Raw genomic sequence first — 19,760 nt, 5'->3', positions numbered from 1 at the left:
TGCACGATGCCGTTGGCGTCGATGTCGAAGGTGACCTCGATCTGCGGGATGCCACGGGGCGCCGGTGCGATACCCGTCAGCTCGAACGTGCCGAGCGGCTTGTTGTCGCGCGTGAAGTCACGCTCGCCCTGGAAGACCTGGATCGCGACGGACGGCTGGTTGTCGTCTGCCGTGGTGAAGGTCTCGCTGCGCTTGGTCGGGATGGCCGTGTTGCGCTCGATGAGCTTGGTCATCATGCCGCCCTTGGTCTCGATGCCGAGGCTCAGCGGGGTGACATCGATGAGGAGAACGTCCTTGCGCTCACCCTTGAGGACACCGGCCTGGAGAGCCGCGCCGACGGCGACGACCTCGTCCGGGTTGACGCCCTTGTTCGCGTCCTTGCCGGTCTCGCGCTTGACGAGCTCGGCGACCGCAGGCATACGCGTCGATCCACCCACGAGCACGATGTGGTCGATCTCGGACACCTTGATGCCGGCTTCGCGGATGACGTCCTCGAACGGCTTCTTGGTGCGGTCGAGCAGGTCCTTCGTGAGGTCCTCGAACTTCGCGCGGGTGATGGTCTCGGACAGCGACACCGGGCCGGAGTCGGTCAGCGACAGGTACGGCAGGTTGATGCTGGTCGACGTGGAGGAGGAGAGTTCCTTCTTCGCCTGCTCCGCGGCCTCCTTGAGGCGCTGCAGGGCGATCTTGTCACCCGAGACGTCGACGCCCGTGGTCTCCTTGAACTGCTTGATCAGGTAGTCGACGAGACGCTGGTCCCAGTCGTCTCCACCGAGGCGGTTGTCGCCGGCGGTGGCGCGCACCTGGATCGTGGAGAAGTCGTCGTCCTTGCCCACTTCGAGCAGCGAGACGTCGAAGGTTCCGCCACCCAGGTCGAAGACCAGGATGAGCTCGTCTTCCTTGCCCTTGTCGAGGCCGTAGGCCAGCGCGGCCGCGGTCGGCTCGTTGATGATGCGCTTGACGTCCAGGCCGGCGATGCGGCCGGCGTCCTTGGTCGCCTGGCGCTGCGAGTCGTTGAAGTAGGCCGGCACGGTGATGACGGCTTCGGTGACTTCTTCGCCCAGGTAGTCCTCGGCGGTCTTCTTCATCTTGCGCAGGACTTCGGCCGAGATTTGCGGCGGAGCCAGTTTCTTGTCGCGCACGCCGACCCATGCATCGCCGTTGTCGGCTTTGCTGATGGTGTAAGGCATCAGCGAGATGTCCTTCTGGACTTCTTTCTCGTCGAATTTACGGCCGATCAGGCGCTTGACCGCAAACAGGGTGTTCTTCGGGTTGGTGACCGCCTGGCGCTTGGCAGGGGCGCCGACGAGGATCTCGCCGTCTTCCTGGTANNGTCGGCTCGTTGATGATGCGCAGGACGTTGAGGCCCGAGATCTCGCCGGCCTCCTTGGTGGCCTGACGCTCGGCGTCGTTGAAGTACGCGGGGACGGTGATGACCGCGTCGGTCACCGTGTCGCCCAGGTACGCCTCGGCGTCGCGCTTGAGCTTCATGAGGATGCGCGCGGAGATCTCCTGCGGCGTCCACTTCTTGCCGTCGACGTCGAAGCTCCAGTCGGTGCCCATGTGGCGCTTGACGGAAGCGATCGTCCGGTCGACGTTGGTGACGGCCTGGCGCTTCGCGGTCTCACCGACGAGCACCTCCCCGTCCTTGGTGAAGGCCACGACCGAGGGGGTCGTGCGGAAGCCCTCGGCGTTGGCGATGACCTTGGGCTCGCCACCCTCGAGGACGCTGACGACGGAGTTGGTGGTTCCGAGGTCGATACCGACAGCACGTGCCATGTGTTCTCTCCTTTGTTGGAAGTTCGTTGTGGTTCGGAAATCTGCGGCGATCAGGAAACCTGAGTCGCGATGACTCAAGTGTAACGAGAGGTCGCTCGAGTGTCAAATGAACTTGATATGAACGGGCTCAAGTTTGCGATTCCCCCACCTGGAAGCAGCGCGGCCACTCAGACCGGTCGCTCGGCACCGTCCCACACGGGCAGCGGCACCGTCACTCAGAACGGCGGAACCCCATGATCCTCGGCGAAGGTGACGGTGTTCTGCGGCGGCGGCCGATCGATGTAGACCTTGCCGGTCGGGCTGGTCCAGGCGTAGATCCCGCCGCCGAGGGGCTCGACCGCCCATGGCGAATGATGCTTGAGCACGTGATGACGTCGGCACAGGTGACCGAGATTCGTTTCGGCGGTGGCTCCCCCGAGCGCGGCATCCCGATGGTGATCGATGTCGCAGTCGACGGCCGCGTACCCGCAGGTGGGAAAACGACAGCGCTGATCCCTGGCGCTCAGATGCCGTTTCAGGTCGGAACTCGGACGATAACGGTCGACCGCGAGGACTGCTCCGGTGACGGGGTGGGTGAGGATCCGATCCCACCCGGATGCCGCGCCAGCCAACCTGCGGGCGGTCGGCGCGTCGATCGGGGTCCGGCCGTTCAGCTCGGCCGGGGTCGCGCCGCTTCCCATCAGGGTCGTGACGGGAACGGTGATCGACACCGATCCGCGGATCGCCGCGAGGAGCCCCTCGGGCGCGTCATGTCCTGCCGGTGCGCCGGACAGGAGCAGATCGAGGGCCAGGTCGGTGCGGATCTGCGGGATGGCGCGAGGCTCCGACTCCGCATCAGCGGTCGCAACCCCCTCCGCGACCGGCCGCTCCTGCGTGGCCTTGGCCATCTGCGTCAGGCGGTCGAAGGCACCGTGGACGAGCACAGACGGACCGATCAGGCCGAGTTTCGTCATCCCGTCTCCGACGTCTTTCACCCACACAGACTTCTTCTCCCGCGCGTCGAGATGCCGCTCGTCGATCGATCGCGCCTGAAACCGCTCGGCCACACGCCGAGCCATCCGGACGACACGGCCAGGAGACTCGCTCTCCGCGAAGGCGATCATCTGCGTCGCGTACGCGTCGCGGCTCGCCGCCTCGTCGAGGTGCTCGCCTGCTTCACACACGACCCTGGCATGCGCCGCGCTGATGCGGCCGGCGCCCTGGGCCTCCCAGACCAGCGGGAAGCGCTCCACGACCCACGCCGCATCCGCCATGCGGCGCTGCACCGTGCGGTCGCTCACGCGCAGGGCCGTGGCGAACTCCGCGGCCACGGTGCGCGCCGTCATCTCCCCATGATCGGGATGCTCCGCCTGCGCGGCGACCTCGAGCGCGAGCCGGGACCCCAGAGCGAGGATGCCGTCACGGGCGGCCTGAAGGCTGCTGATCGAGCGCTCGACCTCGACGAGCATCTCGGTGAGCGCGGCGAGCGCCCCCACCTGCTCGAGAGTCGCATCCGCCAGTGCCGTCATGCCTTCAGTGAACCAGGAACCACCGACATTCAAAGGCCCAGATCAGCGGCTGAAAACGATATATCGGAATGCGGTCTGGAGCCAGAAAATGCGGCGTCAGGAGTGACCGCATCCGCCCTCCCCCGAGGCGATACTTGACCCTGACACAGTGGCAGACGGGAGAACTGAGACATGTTGTCCATCGGAGCGTTCGCGCAGGTCGGCCAGGTGACCCATCGGATGCTCCGGCATTGGGACACCGCCGGCCTGCTCGTGCCCGCCCACGTGGACGAGTTCAGCGGCTACCGCTCCTACGATCCCTCGCAGCTGGAACGGCTGCATCGGATCGTCGCCCTGCGCCAGCTGGGTTTCGGGCTCGACGACATCTCGACGATCCTCGAACGGGGTGTCGATGCCGAGCGCATCGCCGCCCTGCTGCGGATCCGTCGCGCAGAGGTCGAGCAGGAGCATCGGATCGCCGCGGAGAGACTCGTCGACGTGGAGAGGCGCCTCCACCTCATCGAAAGAGAGAATCACATGTCTCAGATCGAGATCGTCGACAAGCCCCTCCCCGCCGTCCGCCTCGCGGCCATCCGCACGATCGTCGCCGATCAGCCGGCGGTCGCGGGGGTGGTCGGACCCGCGTTCGACGCGGTGGCGGAGATCATCGGAGACCAGCACTCCCTGTCCACCCCGATCGCCGAGTACGAGACGCTCGACGACGGCCTGCAGGTCATCGCCGGATACGCCTACACCGGCCCCGCACAGGATGGGTTCGAGATCATCGAGCTCCCGGCGGCGGCGGGCGCCGTGTGCGGCATCCACCTCGGCTCGATGGATCGCATCGCCGAGAGCTGGCAGGCGATCCACACCGAGATCTTCGCCCGCGGTCTGGTCCACGACGGCCCCTGCCGCGAGCTGTACGTGCGCGCCGTCTCGGAAGACCAGTCCGACTGGGTCACCGAACTGCAGCAGCCCGTGCGGCGCGGGTAGGTCGGGCCGGAGGGCACCGACCCGGTCAGCCGAACAGTGGCAGGATGAAAGTAAGGCGCGCCTTACCGGCCGCCCGGCGGCGTCGCCTCGGCAGACGCCGAGCGATGGATCCGCCCCTTTCTCGGAAGGACCACGCGGATGACATCACTCACACCGAGAGCGGACGAGCCCGCCGACTACGACGTGCTCGTCGTGGGTGGCGGACCCGCCGGCCTCTCCGCTGCGCTCAACCTCGGCCGCGCCCTCGCGCGCGTGCTCGTGATCGACGCCGATCGTCCCCGCAACGCGGCCACGCTGCGATCGCACGGATTCCTGACCCGCGACGGCATCCCGCCTCAAGAACTGCGTCGCCTCGCCAGGGCAGAGCTCGCGGCCTACCCGAACGTCGAGGTGAGATCACGGACCCGCGTCGCCGCTCTCCGCCCCGCGGCCGGCGGGTTCGCGGCGGACATCGGACGGCGCGGGACCGAGGCGACCGTGACCGCCCGCACGACGCTGCTGGCCACCGGTCTGCGCGAGACGCTCCCGGATGTCCCGAACCTGCGCGGCTACTACGGCATGAGTCTGTTCAGCTGCGCCGCCTGCGATGCGTGGGAGCTGCAGGGACGCCGACTCGCCCTCATCGGCGAGACCGCGGACCTCGCGGATCGCGCGCGACTCATCGGCCGTTGGACGGAGAGCCTCGCCGTCTTCACCCACGGCGCAGACTCCGTGACACCGGACGAGGAGGCTGCCCTCGCAGCCGTCGGGATCTCCGTGCACCGGGCTCCCATCGCCGAGCTCGTGGGCGACCGAGGTCACCTCGAAGCCATCCGCCTCGCCGACGGCACCGCGGTCGGCGTCGACGGCGGTTTCGTGCGCCCCGAGTGGGACACCACGCTGGCTTTCCTCGACGGGATCACCCCGGCGATGGACGATGCCGGGCACCTGCTCACCGACCGCTCCGGTCGCACCGACGTGCCGGGACTCTATGCCGCAGGAGATGCCGCGGCACCGGGTCCGCAGCAGCTCATCGTGGCGGCAGGGGCCGGCGCTCGGGTCGCCGCGGTGATCGTGCACGACTCGATCGGCATCGCCACCGCCCACTGAGCGGGAGTCGAGGACAGCACGGGAGTCGAGGACGGGCGCGGGGCGCGGGGCGCGCGGCGCGGGGCTAGGCTGGCCCGCATGACGCGCACCTCCTCCATCCCCCTGCGCCTGGCCGCCACCGCGATCGCTGTTACGGGAGTGCTCTCGCTGAGCGGATGCCTGTACGCGCAGATCCCCGCGACATCGCCGTCCGACGCCACCTCGCCGAGCACGGAGACGGATGCACCCGTCGACGAGGCGCCCGGTTCGACCCTGACCTTCGCTGAAGGCCTCGATCTCGCCGACGACACCTACATCGAATGGGGCGACGGGCTCATGGCCGACGACGGGTGGAAGACGGTCTCACCCGACGACGGCAACGGCGGCTGGACCTACGGCACGGTCGACGGCACCTGCACAGCACGGTTCTGGCAGGGGTACACGACCGACGTGCCCGTGGTCGCCGGGGACGACAGCGCGTCATCCGATGCGATCCTCGGCGTGCTGCTGCAGACTCCGACCAGCGAGGTCACCGCGCTCGCGACCACCGGCGAGTTCAGCTATATGGCCGGTGGGAGCGGGGGCGTCGAGATGCGCCAGGTGGTGGGCGTGGACGGCAGCCGCACCTGGCTCATGGCCGCACGCGCATTCACTCAGACCGGAGTGGGCTTGTCGGTGATCGTGGACTGCACCGCCGCGGATGCGGAGGCGACGATGGCCGCGATCAACGAGGAGAACGCGGTCGTCGTCACTCCCTGAGCGCAGCGGCGGCGCGACCGCACGGACTCACTTGCCGCCCGGAGGGCCGATCAGCAACAGGATGACGTACAGCGCGACGATGCCGACGACCAGCAACAGCGCGAGCACCCATGGCCGCTGCAGGAACCAGCGCATCAGTCGGTCGTACCAGCGGCGATCCCGCGGGTCGTCCGTCGCATCGAGGCGCCAGTCGCCGGTGAGTCGACCGGTGCGATGCAGCCAGATCTCCATCGGGATCGTCGCGTAGGGGACGATGGCACTGGCCACGGCGAGCACGCCGACGCCGACGTGCCAACGCTGGTTCAATGCGACCAGGATCGCCGTCGCCGCGTACGACAGGAACACGAACCCGTGGATGCCACCGCCCACGGTCACCACGATCCCCGGAGCGCCGACGGCGCGGGCGATGATCGCGGCGATCAGGATCGTCCAGGTGATCGCCTCCGCGATCGCGAGAACTCGGAACAGACGGTCGGGTGTGCGGAACACGGTACTCCTCGGGTGGGGTCCCTCCACCGTATCCGCCGGACATCTCGTTCGAATCAATCGAACGGTTGACCCCGCCGGCAGTGGAATAGCTCACCGCCTCGCGATGTTGCCGAAGGCATGGTGACAGTGGATGCGGACGCGCTCTCGAATGTGCTCGGCGCCGTCGACCTCCGCGTCGGCATCGGCCGGCGCACCTCTCTCGCTGCGGGAGCGCTGCTGCCGATCCCTGCCGGTGCCATCACGCTGGTCTACGTCGTGGAGGGCGGAGTCCTGGGGCACCCTCCGCTCGGCGACGGCTGCCGACTCGACGTCGACCCGGACTCCAAGACGCGCCCCTCCACCCCGGAGAACCGGCATGACGTGCTGGTCGCGGGCGACGCCTTCCTGACCATCGGCCGCTCAGCGTTCGTCCTCGAGGCCGCGAGCACCACGAGCCTCATGATCGCCGATATCGAACTCGCGGATGCGGCGTCGCCGCTGCCCGCACTGCTGCCGCCCTTCCTCACCGTCACCGGGTTCGACACCGTGGAGCCGGCCGCCGCGGCCCTCGCCCTGAACATGGGCGTGATCGACCACACACTGAAGCCCGCCCGCCAGGGCGATCCCATCATCTGCCGCATGATGGCAACGACGGTGCTGCTGTCGGTCATCCGCGCCTGGGCTGCGAACGGCTGCGCCCCCTCGGGCTGGCCGTCGCTGTCGAACGACCCCTTCCTCGACCGGGTCGTCGACGCCATCCGCGAGGAGCCCGGCCGCGACTGGACGGTCGAGCGCCTCGCCGGCATCGGAGCCATGTCGCGCTCCACGTTCGCCGAGCGGTTCCGCAGCGCCGTCGGTCGCTCGCCCGCCGACTACGTGACCGAAGTTCGCGTCGACGCGGCCAAGCGGATGCTCGACGCCGGACGGAGCGTCTCGGATGTCTCCCGCGAACTCGGCTACGCCTCGGATGAAGGGTTCAGTCGGGCGTTCCGACGCCGCACCGGACAGACCCCCTCCGCCTGGCGGCTCGCGAACCGCACTCCTGTCCCCGCCTGAAAGATCCCCGGCTGAAAGATCCCGAACCCTCTCAGCCCCTGCTGCTGACGCGGTTCGAGGCGCCGAAGAGCACCGCGCCCGCGAGCAGCGAGATGGCGCCGATCACGTAGACCAGTTCGACGTTCAGCGTGTCGACGAGCAGTCCGCCGATGCCGGCCGCGAGCGTGATCGCCCCCTGGAAGCCCACCACGACGAGGCTGCCGCCGGCTTCGAGCCGATCGGGCATGCGGTGCCCGACCCAGGTGTTGGCGACGATCAGCCAGGACGAGAAGAAGAAGCCCCACACCAGCACGACGATGCCGACGCCGATGACCGACCCCGAGAACAGGATCATCGAGATGACGGACACCGCGATCACCAGCGGCGCGAACACCGCGAAGAAGGCGAACGTGCGGTCGATGACGAGGCCGATCGTGATGTTGCCGAGCAGGCCGCCGACGCCGAACAGCGCGAGCAGCACGACGATGGTCGAGGCGTCGACCTCCGGGATGCGCTCCAGCGCGAGACGCACGTATGTGTAGGCGAGGAAGTGCCCGAGCACGACGAGCACGTGCCCGACCATGCCGAGACCGATGCCGGGACGGCGCAGGGTGTCGACGAGCAGACGCAGGCTCGATGCCCGTTCCGCCGGCACCGACGGCAGCGCGAACCGCAGGACGACCGCGAGCACGACCATCAGCACACCCGCGATGGCGAAGACCATCCGCCAGTCGACGAGCTCGCTCAGCATGACGCCCAGCGGCACACCGGCCACGGTCGCCAGCGAGACGCCGGCCGAGGTGAACATCACACCGCGGCCGAGGTTCGCCGGTCCCGCGAGACGTGCGGCGACCGTGATCGACATCGCCCAGAACGCGCTGATCGCCGCCCCGAGCAGGAAGCGCGCCAGCAACACGATGATCAGATTCGGCGAAATCGCCACGATGAGGTTCGACACCGCGGCGGCGAGCGCCATCCACACCAGCAGCGACCGGCGGTCGAGGCGCGGGAAGATGAGTCCGACAGTCGGCGCGACCACGAGTCCGACCAGCGCGGTCACGGTCACGGTCTGTCCGGCTTGACCCGGGGTGACCCCGAGCCCGTCGGCCATCTCGGTGAGCACGCCGTTGGGCAGGAACTCGGCCGTGACCAGCAGGAAGCCCATCAGCATCAGCACGATGAGCCCGCCGTAGCGGATACGGGACGCTGCGGAGGACGGCAGGGTGGGAACGGGGGCGGTCGTGGTCATGGTTCCACGTTCGCAGGATCGGGACGGCGTCGCCCGACCGGTCGTCCGCGGCACCCGACCATTCGTCCGGGCGCGTCGGGCCGAACCCTCGACGGAACTACCGACGGGGCGAACGTCCGCGGGTCTGGACAAGCCCGCCGCGAACGCCCTAGGCTCGACGACGCACCGGGACGAGCCCGGGAAGCCCGAGCGGAAGGAGCCGAGGACATGAACACCGTCTTTGTCGCGCTCTCCGCCGACCATCTTCCCTTCGAGGCCGCCCGCTCCTGATCGTGGTGTGGCCTCCTGCTCCCGGAGCCACATCGTGTCTGATCTCTTCGCTTCCTCGGAAGCCGCGTCCTTCGACGCATCCCCGCTCGATTCCACCGCGTTCGATCCCACCGCCTTCGATTCCACCGCCTTCGATTCCCTCGAAACCGAGCTCTCCTTCGCCGACGTCGATCCTGGCGAGGGCCAGCGCTGGTCCACCTGGCCAGCGATCACCCCGTCCGAGCGCGGCCCCGAGCCGTGGCCGGAGTGGGTCGTGACCTCGGCGGGGGCACTCGACACCGAGCGCGGCATCCTCAAGACCTGCAAGGAGGCCGACGTGTTCCTGCTCGAACGCGCGGTGCCGGGCGATCCCACGCAGCACACGCTGCTCGCGGCGAAGCGCTACCGCAGCGCAGAACACCGCAGCTTCCACCGGTCATCCGTCTACACCGAGGGTCGCGGCACCCGGAACACGCGCGATACGCGGGCCCTCGCCAAGAAGTCCGACCACGGTCGCGAGGTGGCCGCCGCACAGTGGTCGTTCGCCGAGTTCGAGGCGCTGTGCCGGATGTGGGAGCTCGGTGCCCCGGTGCCGTATCCCGTGCAGGTGAACGGCACCGAGGTACTGATGGAGTTCCTCGGCGACGCCGACGGGACCGCCGCGCCCCGCCTGGCCCAGGCCCGCGGAGACCGCGCCGAGCTGCAGGGCTACTACGCGCAGGTCGTCGACCTGATGCGGATCTTCGCGGCAGCCGGATTCGCCCACGGCGACCTCTCGGCCTACAACCTGCTCGTGCACGAGGGACGGGTGCGAGTGATCGATCTGCCGCAGATCGTCGACATCATCGCGAACCCGCAGGGGCTCGACCTGCTGCACCGCGACTGCGTGAACATCTGCGACTGGTTCACCCGCCGCCGCGTCGACTGCGACGCCGAGGAGCTCTTCGCCGAACTGCTCGCCGCCTCGTTCGCGTGAGGTGTCGCCTCCGGGAGGTGTCGGTCGCATCCGGGAGGTTCCGGTCGCAGTTGTTGCCGCCTGGCGGCGTGCGGCGCGGCACGAACTGCGACCGGAGCCGGCCCGCGGGTCGGAGGGGCGGGACGGATGCGAGCGGCAGAAGCTGCGACGTCAGGCGGCGAGGCGGGCGGCCAGCAGCGTCACGAGCTCGTATACGACGTGGCTCGCGGCGATGCCGGTCATCTGCGCATGGTCATAGGCGGGCGAGACCTCGACCACGTCCGCCCCGACGATGTTCTGCGATTTCAGGGCGCGCAGGATCCGCAGCAGCTCGCGACTGGTGAGCCCACCGGCCTCGGGGGTGCCGGTACCGGGTGCGTGAGCGGGATCGAGCACGTCGATGTCGATCGACACGTACAGCGGCTTGTCGCCGATGCGCTGCAGGATGCGGGCGATGCCGGCCTCGACCCCGTGCTCCTCGATGTACTCGCTCGACACGATCGAGAAGCCCAGGCGCTCGTCGTCCTCGAGGTCCTGCTTCGAGTACAGGGGGCCGCGGGTACCCACGTGGCAGCTCGCGGTGAGGTCGATCAGACCCTCCTCGCTCGCCCGACGGAAGGGGGTGCCATGCGTGATGGGAGCCCCGAAGTAGGTGTCCCACGTATCGAGGTGGGCGTCGAAATGCAGGACCGCGACCGGACCGTGCTTCGCGGCGACCGCCCTCAACAGCGGCAGCGCCACCGTGTGATCGCCGCCGATCGTGACGATGCGCTGCACCTGCTCGCCGAGGGCCAGCGCCGCACGCTCGACCTCGGTCACGGCCTCGGTCAGATCGAACGGGTTGACCGGGATGTCACCGGCATCCACGACCTGCGCGATGGCGAACGGCGACACATCCTGCGCGGGGTTGTACGGCCGCAGCAGGCGCGACGACTCGCGCACGTGCGAAGGACCGAACCGCGTGCCCGGCCGGTAGCTGACGCCGGAGTCGAAGGGGATGCCGACGACCGCGATGTCGGCACGGGGCACGTCTTCGATGCGCGGCAGTCGCGCGAAGGTCGCGATGCCGGAGTAGCGGGGGTTCACGGACGCGTCGATGGGGCCCACGTTCTCGGTCATTGCTCGTTCCTGTTCGTCGGGGTGATCTGGAGGGTCAGTGGGGCTCAGAGGGCATGCTGCGGGATGTGCACCAGCTGCACGCCCCCGGCGGTGATCGCGGCGCGGATGCTCGACGCGATGTCGTCGCGCCGTTCCACGCGGCGGCCGGTCGCTCCGAAGGCCGTCGCGAGCGCCGCCCAGTCGGGCTGCACCAGGTCGACGCCGATCGGGGCCATGCCGCGATCGACCTCGTTCTGCCGAATCTCGGCATACCCGCCGTTGTCGACGCACACGACCGTGACATCGAGGCGCTGCTCGACCGCGGTGACCAGCTCGTTCACGCAGAACATCAGGGCGCCGTCGCCGATCACGGTCACGACCGGGTGCTCGGTCTGCGCGACCCGTGCGCCGATCGCCGCGGGCAGGCCGTAGCCGAGGGTCGCGTAGGTGGGGGTGTAGAGCAGGGAGTGGGGATGGGCCGCCCGCAGCACGCTGCCCAGCGCCATGTAGACGATCTGGGACGAGTCGCCCGCGACGATCGCATCGTCTGGCAGGGCGTCGGCGATGATCTCGGCGAGGGCGACCGTCTCGGGTGCGGTCTCCCGCATCTCGAAGTCGATCGCCGCACGTTCGACCGTGAGGTCGCGCGGCGCGCGGGTCTCGGCGGAGAGGGACGGCAGCAGCGCCTCCAGGACGGCGGCCGCATCGCCCGTGATCCCGACGGTCGCGGCGAGGTTCTTGTCGCGCTGCGCCGGCGAGATGTCGACGCGGATCACGGTTCCACGGGCTTCGAGTCGCGGCGCCCACAGCTCGGCCTCGCCGAGCTTCGAGCCGACCACGAGCAGCACGTCGGCGTCTTCCGCGACCGCACGGGCCGCGGCGAGACGCAGGTTCGAACCGAGCGAGAGCGCGTGCCGTTCATCGACCACACCCTTGCCGTTCAGCGTGGTCAGCACCGGGGCACCGAGTCGCTCGGCAAGGGTCGTGACCTCGTGCGCGGCATCCACCGCTCCCCCACCGGCGACGATCACCGGGGTCTTCGCGTCGGCGAGCAGACGGGCCGCCTCGGCGAGCGCGGTCGGCTCCCCGGAGACCCGGGTCGGCACCGGGCGCGGTCGCCGTGCCTCGGCGGAGACGTCGGCCGGAGCCTCCAGCACGTCGAGCGGGATCTCGATGTGCACAGGACGGGGACGACCTGTGCGGAACAGTGCGAACGCATCATGGACGGCCTCGACCGCCTCGGGGGCGCTCGTCACGCGACGAGACCACTCGGCGATCGCGCCGACCATGGCCGTGGCGTCCTTCGTCTCGTGCAGGGTGCCCACGTCGGCGAACTCCGCCCCGAGGGGCACCCCCGGTGAGAGGACGATGAGCGGCCGTGATTCGCAGAACGCCGTGCCGATCGCACTCATGGCGTTCTGCAGGCCGGGGCCCGAGGTCGTGATGACGACGCCGGGGAGGCCGGTCTGCTGCGCCCAACCGTCGGCCCCGTAGCCGGAGCCCTGCTCGTGGCGGTTCGTGACCGCGCGGATGCCGAGGTCGGCGAGCGGCCGGTAGAGCTCGAGGTTGTGGGTGCCGGGGATGCCGAAGATCGCGGTCACGCCGTAGGCGCGGATCGTCTCCAGCACGGCTCGTCCTGCGGTGTCGGCGTACTGCTCCGCCGTCGTGGTGTCGGTGCTCATCGTGTCATCCTCACACCTGGTGACGGCGCGTGCCGTCGACCCAGGTCTCGCGCACCGTGATCGCCGAGATCTCCTCGGCCGGCACGACCAGCGGGTCGCCGGAGAGCACCACGAAATCGGCGTACTTGCCGATTTCGAGCGAACCCAGGTCGTCTTCGCGCCCGATCGATACGGCACCCTCGATCGTGTGTGCGCGCAGGGCCGCGAGCGCGGAAACCCGCAGGTCGTCCGGCCCGAGCTTGTGTCCGCGGCGGGTGACGCGGGTGACGGCGGTCTGGATGGCTTCGAGCGGGATCGGCTCGGCGACCGGAGCATCCGACGAGATGGTGAACGGCACACCCGCCCGCTCGAACTCTCCCAGCGGGTTGAAGCGCTCGCCCGGGGTGCCGATGGCCTCTTCCACGCCCTCACCCCAGTTGAAGTAGTGCTGGGTCTGGTTGACCGGACGGATTCCGGAGACGGCCATCCGCTCGATCTGCTCGGGCGTGGGCAGGCCGCAGTGCTCGATGCGGTGGCGGGCGTCGGCATCCGGATGCTCGGCGAGCGCGGCCTCGATCGCCGACACGACCATCTCGATCGCGGTAGGCGACTGGGCGTGCGTGGCGGTCTGCAGCCCCGCGGCGTGCGCTCTGCTGATGAGCCCCGCGTACTCGGCGGGCTCGTGGTACAGCTGCCCGGTACGGCACGGGTCGCCGACGTAGCCATCGGGGAAGTACGCGGTCCACCCACCGAGGGTGCCGTCGGCGTAGAACTTGATGCCGGCGAAGCTCAGATGTGCGTTGCCGAACTGCCCGACGAGCCCCATCTCGAGCGCCTCGTCGAGCAGGTGCGAGAGCAGGTACATCGACACCCGCAGCTCCAGGCGCCCGGCCTCGGCGAGGCGCAGGTACATGTCGAACTCGCGGCGCGTGACCTGCGCGTCGCCGATCGAGGTGACCCCGCCGGCGAGGAACCGCTGGGTCGCGGCGTCCAGCTGGCGCAGGTGCTCCTCGGGCTCGTCGGCGAGGTGGAAGTTCGGACCGTGGTGGCCGATCTTCACGCCATGCACTCCGGTGAGGATGTTGCACGCGGCATCCGACAGCTCGCCGGTCAGCTCGCCCTCGGCATCGCGGAAGAACTCACCGCCGTCGGGGTTCGGGGTGTCGCGGTCGACGCCGTTGATCGTGAGGGTGTGCGAGTTCACGACCCCACCGTGGCCGGAGGCGTTCATGAGGTACACCTCGCGGTCGGCGGCGACCTCGTCGAGCTCGAAGCGGGTGGGATGCCGCTTCTCGGCGAGGTTGCGCTGCTCGTAGCCGTAGCCGCGCACCGGGCGCCCCGCGGGCAGGTCGGCAGCCGCGGCCTTCAGCAGGGCCACGATCTCGGGGATGCTGCCGGCCTTCTCGGGCCCGCAGTCGACCCAGCTCATCATCTGCCCGAACATGAGCGGATGCGCGTGGGCGTCGACGAAGCCGGGGACCACGACCCCGTCACCGAGGTCGATGCGCTCCGGAGAGAGCCCACCCCGCTCGGCCGCGGCCTCGCAGTCGGCGAGGGTGCCGATCGCGAGGATCCGCCCGCGATCGGTCAGCATCGCCGTGGCGGTGGTGGCCGCGGCATCCGCCGTGTGGATCGCGTGCGCGGTCAGCAGGACGGGTGCCGTCTGGGCCGAGCGGTCGAAGGGGGTGAGCTTTCTCATGGGGAACCTGTTCGCGGTCGTGGCGTGCGGGAGGGGACGTCGTCGGGGTCGGTGCGCCGTCAGGGCAGGCGGTTCGCCGTCGTGTCCGTGCGTGCGGTGAAGGACGCCGTCACGGGTGCCTCGTCGGAGTGCTGCGGCGCGAGCCGCGTGCAGATCCCGGCGATGAGCGCCATGCCGATGAACATCGCGATCACCGACCAGATGCTGCCGGTCCAGGCGATGAGCTGCGTCGCGAACCAGGGCGAGAAGCCAGCCCAGACAGCCGCGCCCACGCCGTACGACAGCGCGATCGAGGTGTAGCGGGCCTGCGGACGGAACATCTGCGAGAGCAGTGCGGCGATCGGCGCATAGGTCGCGCTCATCGCGATGCGCACCAGCGAGGCGAACAGGAAGATGAGCGGCTCGATGCGTCCGGGCAGGATCAGCAGGAACGGCACGAACGTGAGCACCGAGGTGATCAGGCCGATGTACATGACGTTCTTGCGGCCCCACTTGTCGCCCAGCCAGGCGACGGGGAGGGTAACGACGAACTCCACGAAGGAGGCGATCGTCATGGCGTCGAGGATGACCTGCTCACTGATCGCGACCGTGTCGCCGGTGGCGTAGGCCGTGGCGAAGGTGGTGGCCAGGTAGTAGCCGCCGGTCGAGATCGGCAGGATGCCGATGCCGAGCAGGATCGGACGCCAGTTGGTGCGCAGTGCGAAAGCCAGCGGCATCGACTGCTTGCGTCCCTCGACCTTCGCCTCGAAGACCGGCGTCTCCTCGACGCGGTAGCGCACCCAGAAGCCGACGCCGACCAGCACGATCGACAGCAGGAACGGGATGCGCCAGCCCCCGTTGATGATGAAGTCGTCGCCCATGCGGGTCATGATCGCGAAGATGCCCGAGGCGAGAAGGGCACCGGCCGGGTTGCCGAGCTGCGTGAAGCCGCCGTAGAAGGTCTTGGACTTCTCGGGGGCGTGCTCGACGCTCATGAGCACCGCGCCGCCCCACTCGCCGCCGACGGCGAGGCCCTGCACCGCACGGAGCAGGATGAGGAGGATCGGGGCGAGGATGCCGATGTTCTCGTACGTGGGCAGGCAGCCCACGAGCACCGTGGCCGCGCCCATCATCACCAGCGTGATCACGAGCGACGTGCGCCGGCCGAGCTTGTCGCCGATGTGCCCGAAGATGATGCCACCGAGCGGGCGGACGAGGAAGGCGACAGCGAAGGTCGCGAAGGCTGCTGCGGTCTCGGCCAGCCGGTCGCCGCTCGGGAAGAACAGCGGACCGAAGACGAGCGCCGCAGCGGTCGCGTAGACGTAGAAGTCGTACCACTCGATGGTGGTACCGACGAAGGCGGCGATGCCGGCGCGGCGCGCCCGGCTGTGGGTGCCGCTGGTGGGGGTAGTGGTCATGGGGGTGCCCGCTCCTTTGCGGAAGATGTCGGATAGCGAAGGATGCTACGGACGTGCAGCGCTGCCAGCAAGGGCAGAACTCCAGCGATAACGGGGATTCACTGGATATATGATCGCGCATCTGCACAATGCACGCCTTCCCGATGGCAAGCCTGCCTCCTACACTGAACTTGCGCACGACGAAGCGTGCGATCGCGGGAAACTGACGAAATGAGCGGAACCATGGATTTCGACGCCGAACTCATCCGTGCACTGCAGGAAGACGGCCGCGCCAGCATCCTCTCGCTCGCGCAACGGCTCGGGCAGTCCCGGGCCGCGGTCGCCGCCCGGCTGCGCACGATGCTCGCCGACCGCACCGTGCGGGTCGTGGCCGCCGTCGACCCGGTCTTCCTCGGCCAGCACGTGCTCGCCCACGTGTCGATCCGCACCGACGGCTCGGTCGAGCTCGTGGCCGAGCACCTGCGCGACATGAGCGAGACCGTGCTGGTGTCGGCGGTGGGCGGGGCGCACGATGTGGTCACCGAGGTGCGCGTGGGCTCGATGTCGGAGCTGCACGACCTGTTGGCCCTGATCCGCGCGATCGACGGCGTCCTCGACATCAGCACGATCATCTACTCGACCGTGATCAAGGGCTTCTTCGTCTCGGAGTACCACGGCGGGGTCACGCTCGACACGATCGACGAGGCGCTGATCGAGCAGCTGCAGGCCGATGGGCGCAAGAGCTTCCGCGCGCTGGGTGAGGAGGTGCGCCTCTCCCCCTCGGCAGTCGCGACGAGGGTGCAGCGGATGATCGACGCCGGGGTGATCAAGATCAGCGCGGTGGAGGCTCGCGGGCTCGCGCACCGGCAGCTGTCGATGGGCGTCGGCATGACGCTCGGCGACGACGACGAAGCCGTGATCGACGAGCTGCGACGCGGGCGCGGTGTGGATTTCGCCGCGCGCACCCTCGGCCGTTTCGACGCCGTGGCCACGCTCGTCGAGCCATCGGCCGGAGCCCTGTACGCCAGTCTGGAGCGTCTGCGCGCGCTGCCGGGAGTCACGCGCATCGAGGCCTGGCTGCACCTCGCCGTGCTCAAGGAGGACTACGCCCGCACCTTGCGCCCTCTCCGCACGGACTGAGTCGCATCCCCCACCGTCCCTCCGTTCCGGTCACAGTTGCTGCCGCCTCCGGCGCGTTCGCGCGGCGGGAGCTGCGACCGGAACGAGCGTGACCCCGGAATATTAGTACGGCGCGCCGTCACCGGGCGTTCACCGGGCACCGCCAGACTTCCCCCATGAGCGAACCCGAACCTCGCCACGACGTTCCCGAACCCGTGGCGACCGCGAACAGCGGCGCCGTGGCCGTCGTCGGCCTCGACCTGCGCGGCGAGACGCCGGCACCGAAGAAGCAGGTCTACTCCTGGGCGCTGTGGGATTGGGCGACGCAGCCCTTCAACACCGTCATCCTGACATTCATCTTCACGGCGCTGTACCTGACGACCGACGCATTCCTCCCCGCCGAGGTCGCCGCGCTCGACCCGAAGAGCCAGGCGCACGAGGCCGCCATCGCGGATCTCACCTCGGGCCTGGGACTCGGCTCCACCATCGCGGCCTTCGCGATCCTGCTCCTCGCCCCGGTGCTCGGTCAGCGGGCGGATGCCGCCGGACGACAGAAGCTCTGGCTCGGCATCGGCACGGGCGCGCTCATCCTGTGCATGTTCGGGCTCTGGTTCGTTGAACCCACCCCCACGCTCTTCTGGCTCGGCGTCGCGCTGATCTCGGCCGGCTCGGTGTTCGGCGAGATCGCGGCGGTCAACTCGAACGCCATGCTGATCGGCATCGCCAACCCCAAGACCGTGGGTCGCATCTCCGGGCTCGGCTGGGGTTTCGGCTACCTCGGCGGCATCATCGCCCTGGTCATCGTGATCGTCTTCTACATGATGGACTGGTTCGGCCTCCCCTCCGACGGCGGGCTGCCCTTCCGCATCATCGCCGTCGGCTGCGCGGTGTGGGCGATCGTGTTCAGCATCCCGATCTTCCTGAACGTGCCGGAGCCCTCCCTCGGTCGCCCGGAGCGCAAGGTCGGCTTCTTCGCCTCCTACGGCCTGCTGGTCAAGGACGTCATCGGCCTCTACCGCTCCCCCGAGACGCGGCCGACGTTCTGGTTCCTGCTCGCGAGTGCCGTGTTCCGCGATGGCTTGGGCGGCGTCTTCGCGTTCGGCGCCGTGATCGGGTCGACGGTCTTCCACTTCGCCTTCCTCGACATCGTGATCTTCGGGATCGCCGCCAACCTCATCGCGGGCATCTCCACGATCATCGCCGGACGCTTCGACGACCGGTTCGGCCCCAAGCGGATCATCCTGCTGTCGCTCGGCTCGATGGTGGTCGCCGGTCTCGGCGTGTTCTTCCTGCGCGACGGCGGGACCATCGTCTTCTGGATCGGCGGACTCATCCTCTGCGCCTTCGTCGGTCCCGCACAGGCCTCCGCCCGCTCCTTCCTCGCGAGGGTCACCCCGGCCGGACGCGAGGGTGAGATCTTCGGGCTGTACGCCACGACCGGTCGGGCTGCGAGCTGGATGGCCTCCGGCGCGTGGACGCTCCTGATCGTGCTCACCGCCCAGACGGCGTTCGGCATCCTGGGCATCGTGATCGTCCTGATCGCGGGCTTCCTGCTCCTGCTGCCGGTGAAGGCACCCCGCTGACGCCCGTGTCGCGTGGCGGGAGTAGCCTGACCGCGTGACCGTGTTCCTCGCCTTCCTCGCCAACGTCCTCGTCGCGGTGGCGAAGACCGTCGCCGCGATCATCACCTCGTCGGCGTCGATGGTCGCCGAGGCCGCGCACTCGTGGGCGGATGCCGGGAACGAGGTGTTCCTCCTCATCGCCGACCGCCGTGGGGCGAAGGCGAAGGATGCGCGGCATCCGCTCGGCTACGGGCGCAACGCTTTCGTATGGTCGTTGATCGCCGCGTTCGGGATCTTCACGGCCGGGTCGATCGTGTCGATCATGCACGGCATCCAGGAGCTCTCCGACACCGGTCCGGTGGAGAGCCCGATGGTGGCCTACATCGTGCTGGGGATCTCCTTCGTGCTCGAGGGTGCGTCGTTCACCCAGGCGATGGTGAAGTCCCGCCGACTCGCGAAGGAGCGCGGTTCGTCGACCTGGGACTTCGTGTTGGAGACGAGCGACACCACGCTGCGAGCCGTGTTCTTCGAGGATTCGGCGGCGCTCATCGGCCTGGTCCTGGCAGGAGGCGCCATCCTCCTGCACCAGATCACCGGCGTCGCCGCCTGGGATGCCATCGGCTCGATCCTGGTCGGTGTGCTCCTCGGCGTGGTGGCGATCATCCTGATCCGCCGGAACATCGCCTTCCTCGTGGGCGCGACGGCCGCACCCGAGCTGAGGGCGCGCGTCGGGAGGGCCCTGCTCGGCCTGCCCCAGATCGAGCGGGTGACCTACCTGCACATCGAATACGTGGGGCCGAACCGACTCTTTATCGTCGCCGAGGTCGACCTGGCCGGCGATGCGCGTGAGCACGATGTGGCGCGGCGACTGCGTGATCTGGAACAGCGGATCGAGGAGCACGAAGCCGTCGAGACCGCTGTGCTGTCGCTGTCGGTCGACGACGAGCCGTCGGCGGAGTTCGCTTCGGCTTAGACAGACCCCGCAGCGCAGGCCGAGCCCTGCGCTCAGCGCTGCCAGTTGTCGGCGAGCTTGTTCAGCAGTCGGGCGAGCTCGATGCGCTCGTCGTCGGTGAACGAGGTGAGCGCGGTCGTCAGCATCTCGCGACGCTCCCCCCGCATGCCGCGAGCGAGGCGTCGGCCCTCGTCGGTCAGTGCGATGCGCGTGCGACGTGCGTCGTCGGGGTCGGCCTCGCGGCGCACGAA

General features: G+C 69.0%; 18 protein-coding genes. 8 read left to right on the top strand and 10 right to left on the bottom strand.

Annotated features, from left to right (window positions below):
• From dnaK to B2869_RS00080, 3 genes are all read right to left on the bottom strand, one after another.
• Positions 1-1,313 (bottom strand): molecular chaperone DnaK (gene dnaK, locus B2869_RS00090; protein ID WP_414683264.1); only part of this gene is annotated, 1,313 nt, incomplete at its 3' end.
• Positions 1,228-1,779, bottom strand: a complete 552-nt coding sequence (locus tag B2869_RS00085; protein WP_414683263.1) for an Hsp70 family protein — start codon at positions 1,777-1,779, stop codon at positions 1,228-1,230. The genes B2869_RS00085 and dnaK, both read right to left, overlap by 86 nt.
• 215 nt (positions 1,780-1,994) lie before the next feature.
• Positions 1,995-3,287, bottom strand: a complete 1,293-nt coding sequence (locus tag B2869_RS00080; RefSeq protein ID WP_292761159.1) for an HNH endonuclease signature motif containing protein — start codon at positions 3,285-3,287, stop codon at positions 1,995-1,997.
• A gap of 171 nt (positions 3,288-3,458) precedes the next feature.
• On the opposite strand from B2869_RS00080, the gene B2869_RS00075 reads away from it, so the two are divergent.
• The 3 genes from B2869_RS00075 (at position 3,459) to B2869_RS00065 (ending at position 6,086) form a co-directional block, all read left to right on the top strand.
• On the top strand, positions 3,459-4,259 hold the full coding sequence (locus tag B2869_RS00075) for a MerR family transcriptional regulator (protein WP_167255250.1): 801 nt from the start codon (positions 3,459-3,461) through the stop codon (positions 4,257-4,259).
• A 138-nt stretch (positions 4,260-4,397) separates the two neighbouring features.
• On the top strand, positions 4,398-5,348 hold the full coding sequence (locus B2869_RS00070) for an NAD(P)/FAD-dependent oxidoreductase (RefSeq protein WP_292761153.1): 951 nt from the start codon (positions 4,398-4,400) through the stop codon (positions 5,346-5,348).
• A gap of 78 nt (positions 5,349-5,426) precedes the next feature.
• Entirely contained in the window at positions 5,427-6,086 is a 660-nt protein-coding gene (locus B2869_RS00065; protein WP_029259356.1) for a hypothetical protein, read from the top strand.
• A 27-nt stretch (positions 6,087-6,113) separates the two neighbouring features.
• Here the strand turns inward: B2869_RS00065 and B2869_RS00060 are convergent, their stop codons facing one another.
• Complete coding sequence (locus B2869_RS00060; RefSeq protein ID WP_021201682.1) at positions 6,114-6,575, bottom strand: DUF3817 domain-containing protein; 462 nt, start codon at positions 6,573-6,575, stop codon at positions 6,114-6,116.
• A gap of 117 nt (positions 6,576-6,692) precedes the next feature.
• Between B2869_RS00060 and B2869_RS00055 the strand changes: the two genes are divergently transcribed.
• On the top strand, positions 6,693-7,610 hold the full coding sequence (locus B2869_RS00055) for a helix-turn-helix domain-containing protein (RefSeq protein ID WP_021201681.1): 918 nt from the start codon (positions 6,693-6,695) through the stop codon (positions 7,608-7,610).
• 31 nt (positions 7,611-7,641) lie between these two features.
• On the opposite strand, the gene B2869_RS00050 is transcribed toward B2869_RS00055, so the two are convergent.
• Positions 7,642-8,838 carry an MFS transporter gene (locus tag B2869_RS00050; RefSeq protein WP_021201680.1) on the bottom strand — a complete coding sequence of 399 codons (1,197 nt, stop codon included), beginning with the start codon at positions 8,836-8,838 and terminating at the stop codon, positions 7,642-7,644.
• Positions 8,839-9,142: 304 nt separating this feature from the next.
• Here B2869_RS00050 and B2869_RS00045 point away from each other — a divergent pair, with 304 nt between their 5' ends.
• A complete protein-coding gene (locus tag B2869_RS00045; protein ID WP_292761146.1) occupies positions 9,143-10,063 on the top strand; it encodes a serine protein kinase RIO in 921 nt (306 codons plus the stop codon).
• Between the two features lie 150 nt (positions 10,064-10,213).
• On the opposite strand, the gene speB is transcribed toward B2869_RS00045, so the two are convergent.
• Genes speB through B2869_RS00025 form a run of 4 tightly spaced genes read right to left on the bottom strand, consistent with a single transcriptional unit; the run spans position 10,214 to position 15,897 of the window.
• Positions 10,214-11,161: an agmatinase gene (gene speB / locus B2869_RS00040; protein WP_021201678.1), complete on the bottom strand. Its 948-nt coding sequence runs from the start codon at positions 11,159-11,161 to the stop codon at positions 10,214-10,216.
• A gap of 44 nt (positions 11,162-11,205) precedes the next feature.
• Entirely contained in the window at positions 11,206-12,822 is a 1,617-nt protein-coding gene (locus B2869_RS00035; protein WP_292761139.1) for a thiamine pyrophosphate-binding protein, read from the bottom strand.
• Positions 12,823-12,832: 10 nt separating this feature from the next.
• Positions 12,833-14,500, bottom strand: a complete 1,668-nt coding sequence (locus B2869_RS00030; protein ID WP_292761136.1) for an amidohydrolase — start codon at positions 14,498-14,500, stop codon at positions 12,833-12,835.
• 59 nt (positions 14,501-14,559) lie between these two features.
• Positions 14,560-15,897 carry an MFS transporter gene (locus B2869_RS00025; protein ID WP_058630812.1) on the bottom strand — a complete coding sequence of 446 codons (1,338 nt, stop codon included), beginning with the start codon at positions 15,895-15,897 and terminating at the stop codon, positions 14,560-14,562.
• A gap of 210 nt (positions 15,898-16,107) precedes the next feature.
• Here B2869_RS00025 and B2869_RS00020 point away from each other — a divergent pair, with 210 nt between their 5' ends.
• The 3 genes from B2869_RS00020 (at position 16,108) to B2869_RS00010 (ending at position 19,530) form a co-directional block, all read left to right on the top strand.
• On the top strand, positions 16,108-17,016 hold the full coding sequence (locus B2869_RS00020; protein ID WP_231479798.1) for an Lrp/AsnC family transcriptional regulator: 909 nt from the start codon (positions 16,108-16,110) through the stop codon (positions 17,014-17,016).
• 155 nt (positions 17,017-17,171) lie between these two features.
• Positions 17,172-18,578 (top strand): MFS transporter, encoded by a 1,407-nt coding sequence (locus B2869_RS00015; protein WP_292761126.1) that lies wholly within the window; start codon positions 17,172-17,174, stop codon positions 18,576-18,578.
• A 34-nt stretch (positions 18,579-18,612) separates the two neighbouring features.
• Positions 18,613-19,530, top strand: coding sequence for a cation diffusion facilitator family transporter (locus B2869_RS00010; RefSeq protein WP_292761123.1), 918 nt, complete (start codon positions 18,613-18,615; stop codon positions 19,528-19,530).
• A 32-nt stretch (positions 19,531-19,562) separates the two neighbouring features.
• Here B2869_RS00010 and B2869_RS00005 read toward each other — a convergent pair.
• Positions 19,563-19,760 (bottom strand): MarR family winged helix-turn-helix transcriptional regulator (locus B2869_RS00005; RefSeq protein ID WP_414683262.1); only part of this gene is annotated, 198 nt, incomplete at its 5' end.

This window comes from Microbacterium sp. UBA3486, from assembly GCF_002377845.1.
Taxonomy (GTDB): domain Bacteria; phylum Actinomycetota; class Actinomycetes; order Actinomycetales; family Microbacteriaceae; genus Microbacterium; species Microbacterium maritypicum_A.
Note: the sequence above shows the minus strand (reverse complement) of the source record. Positions and strands in the feature narration are given on the sequence as shown.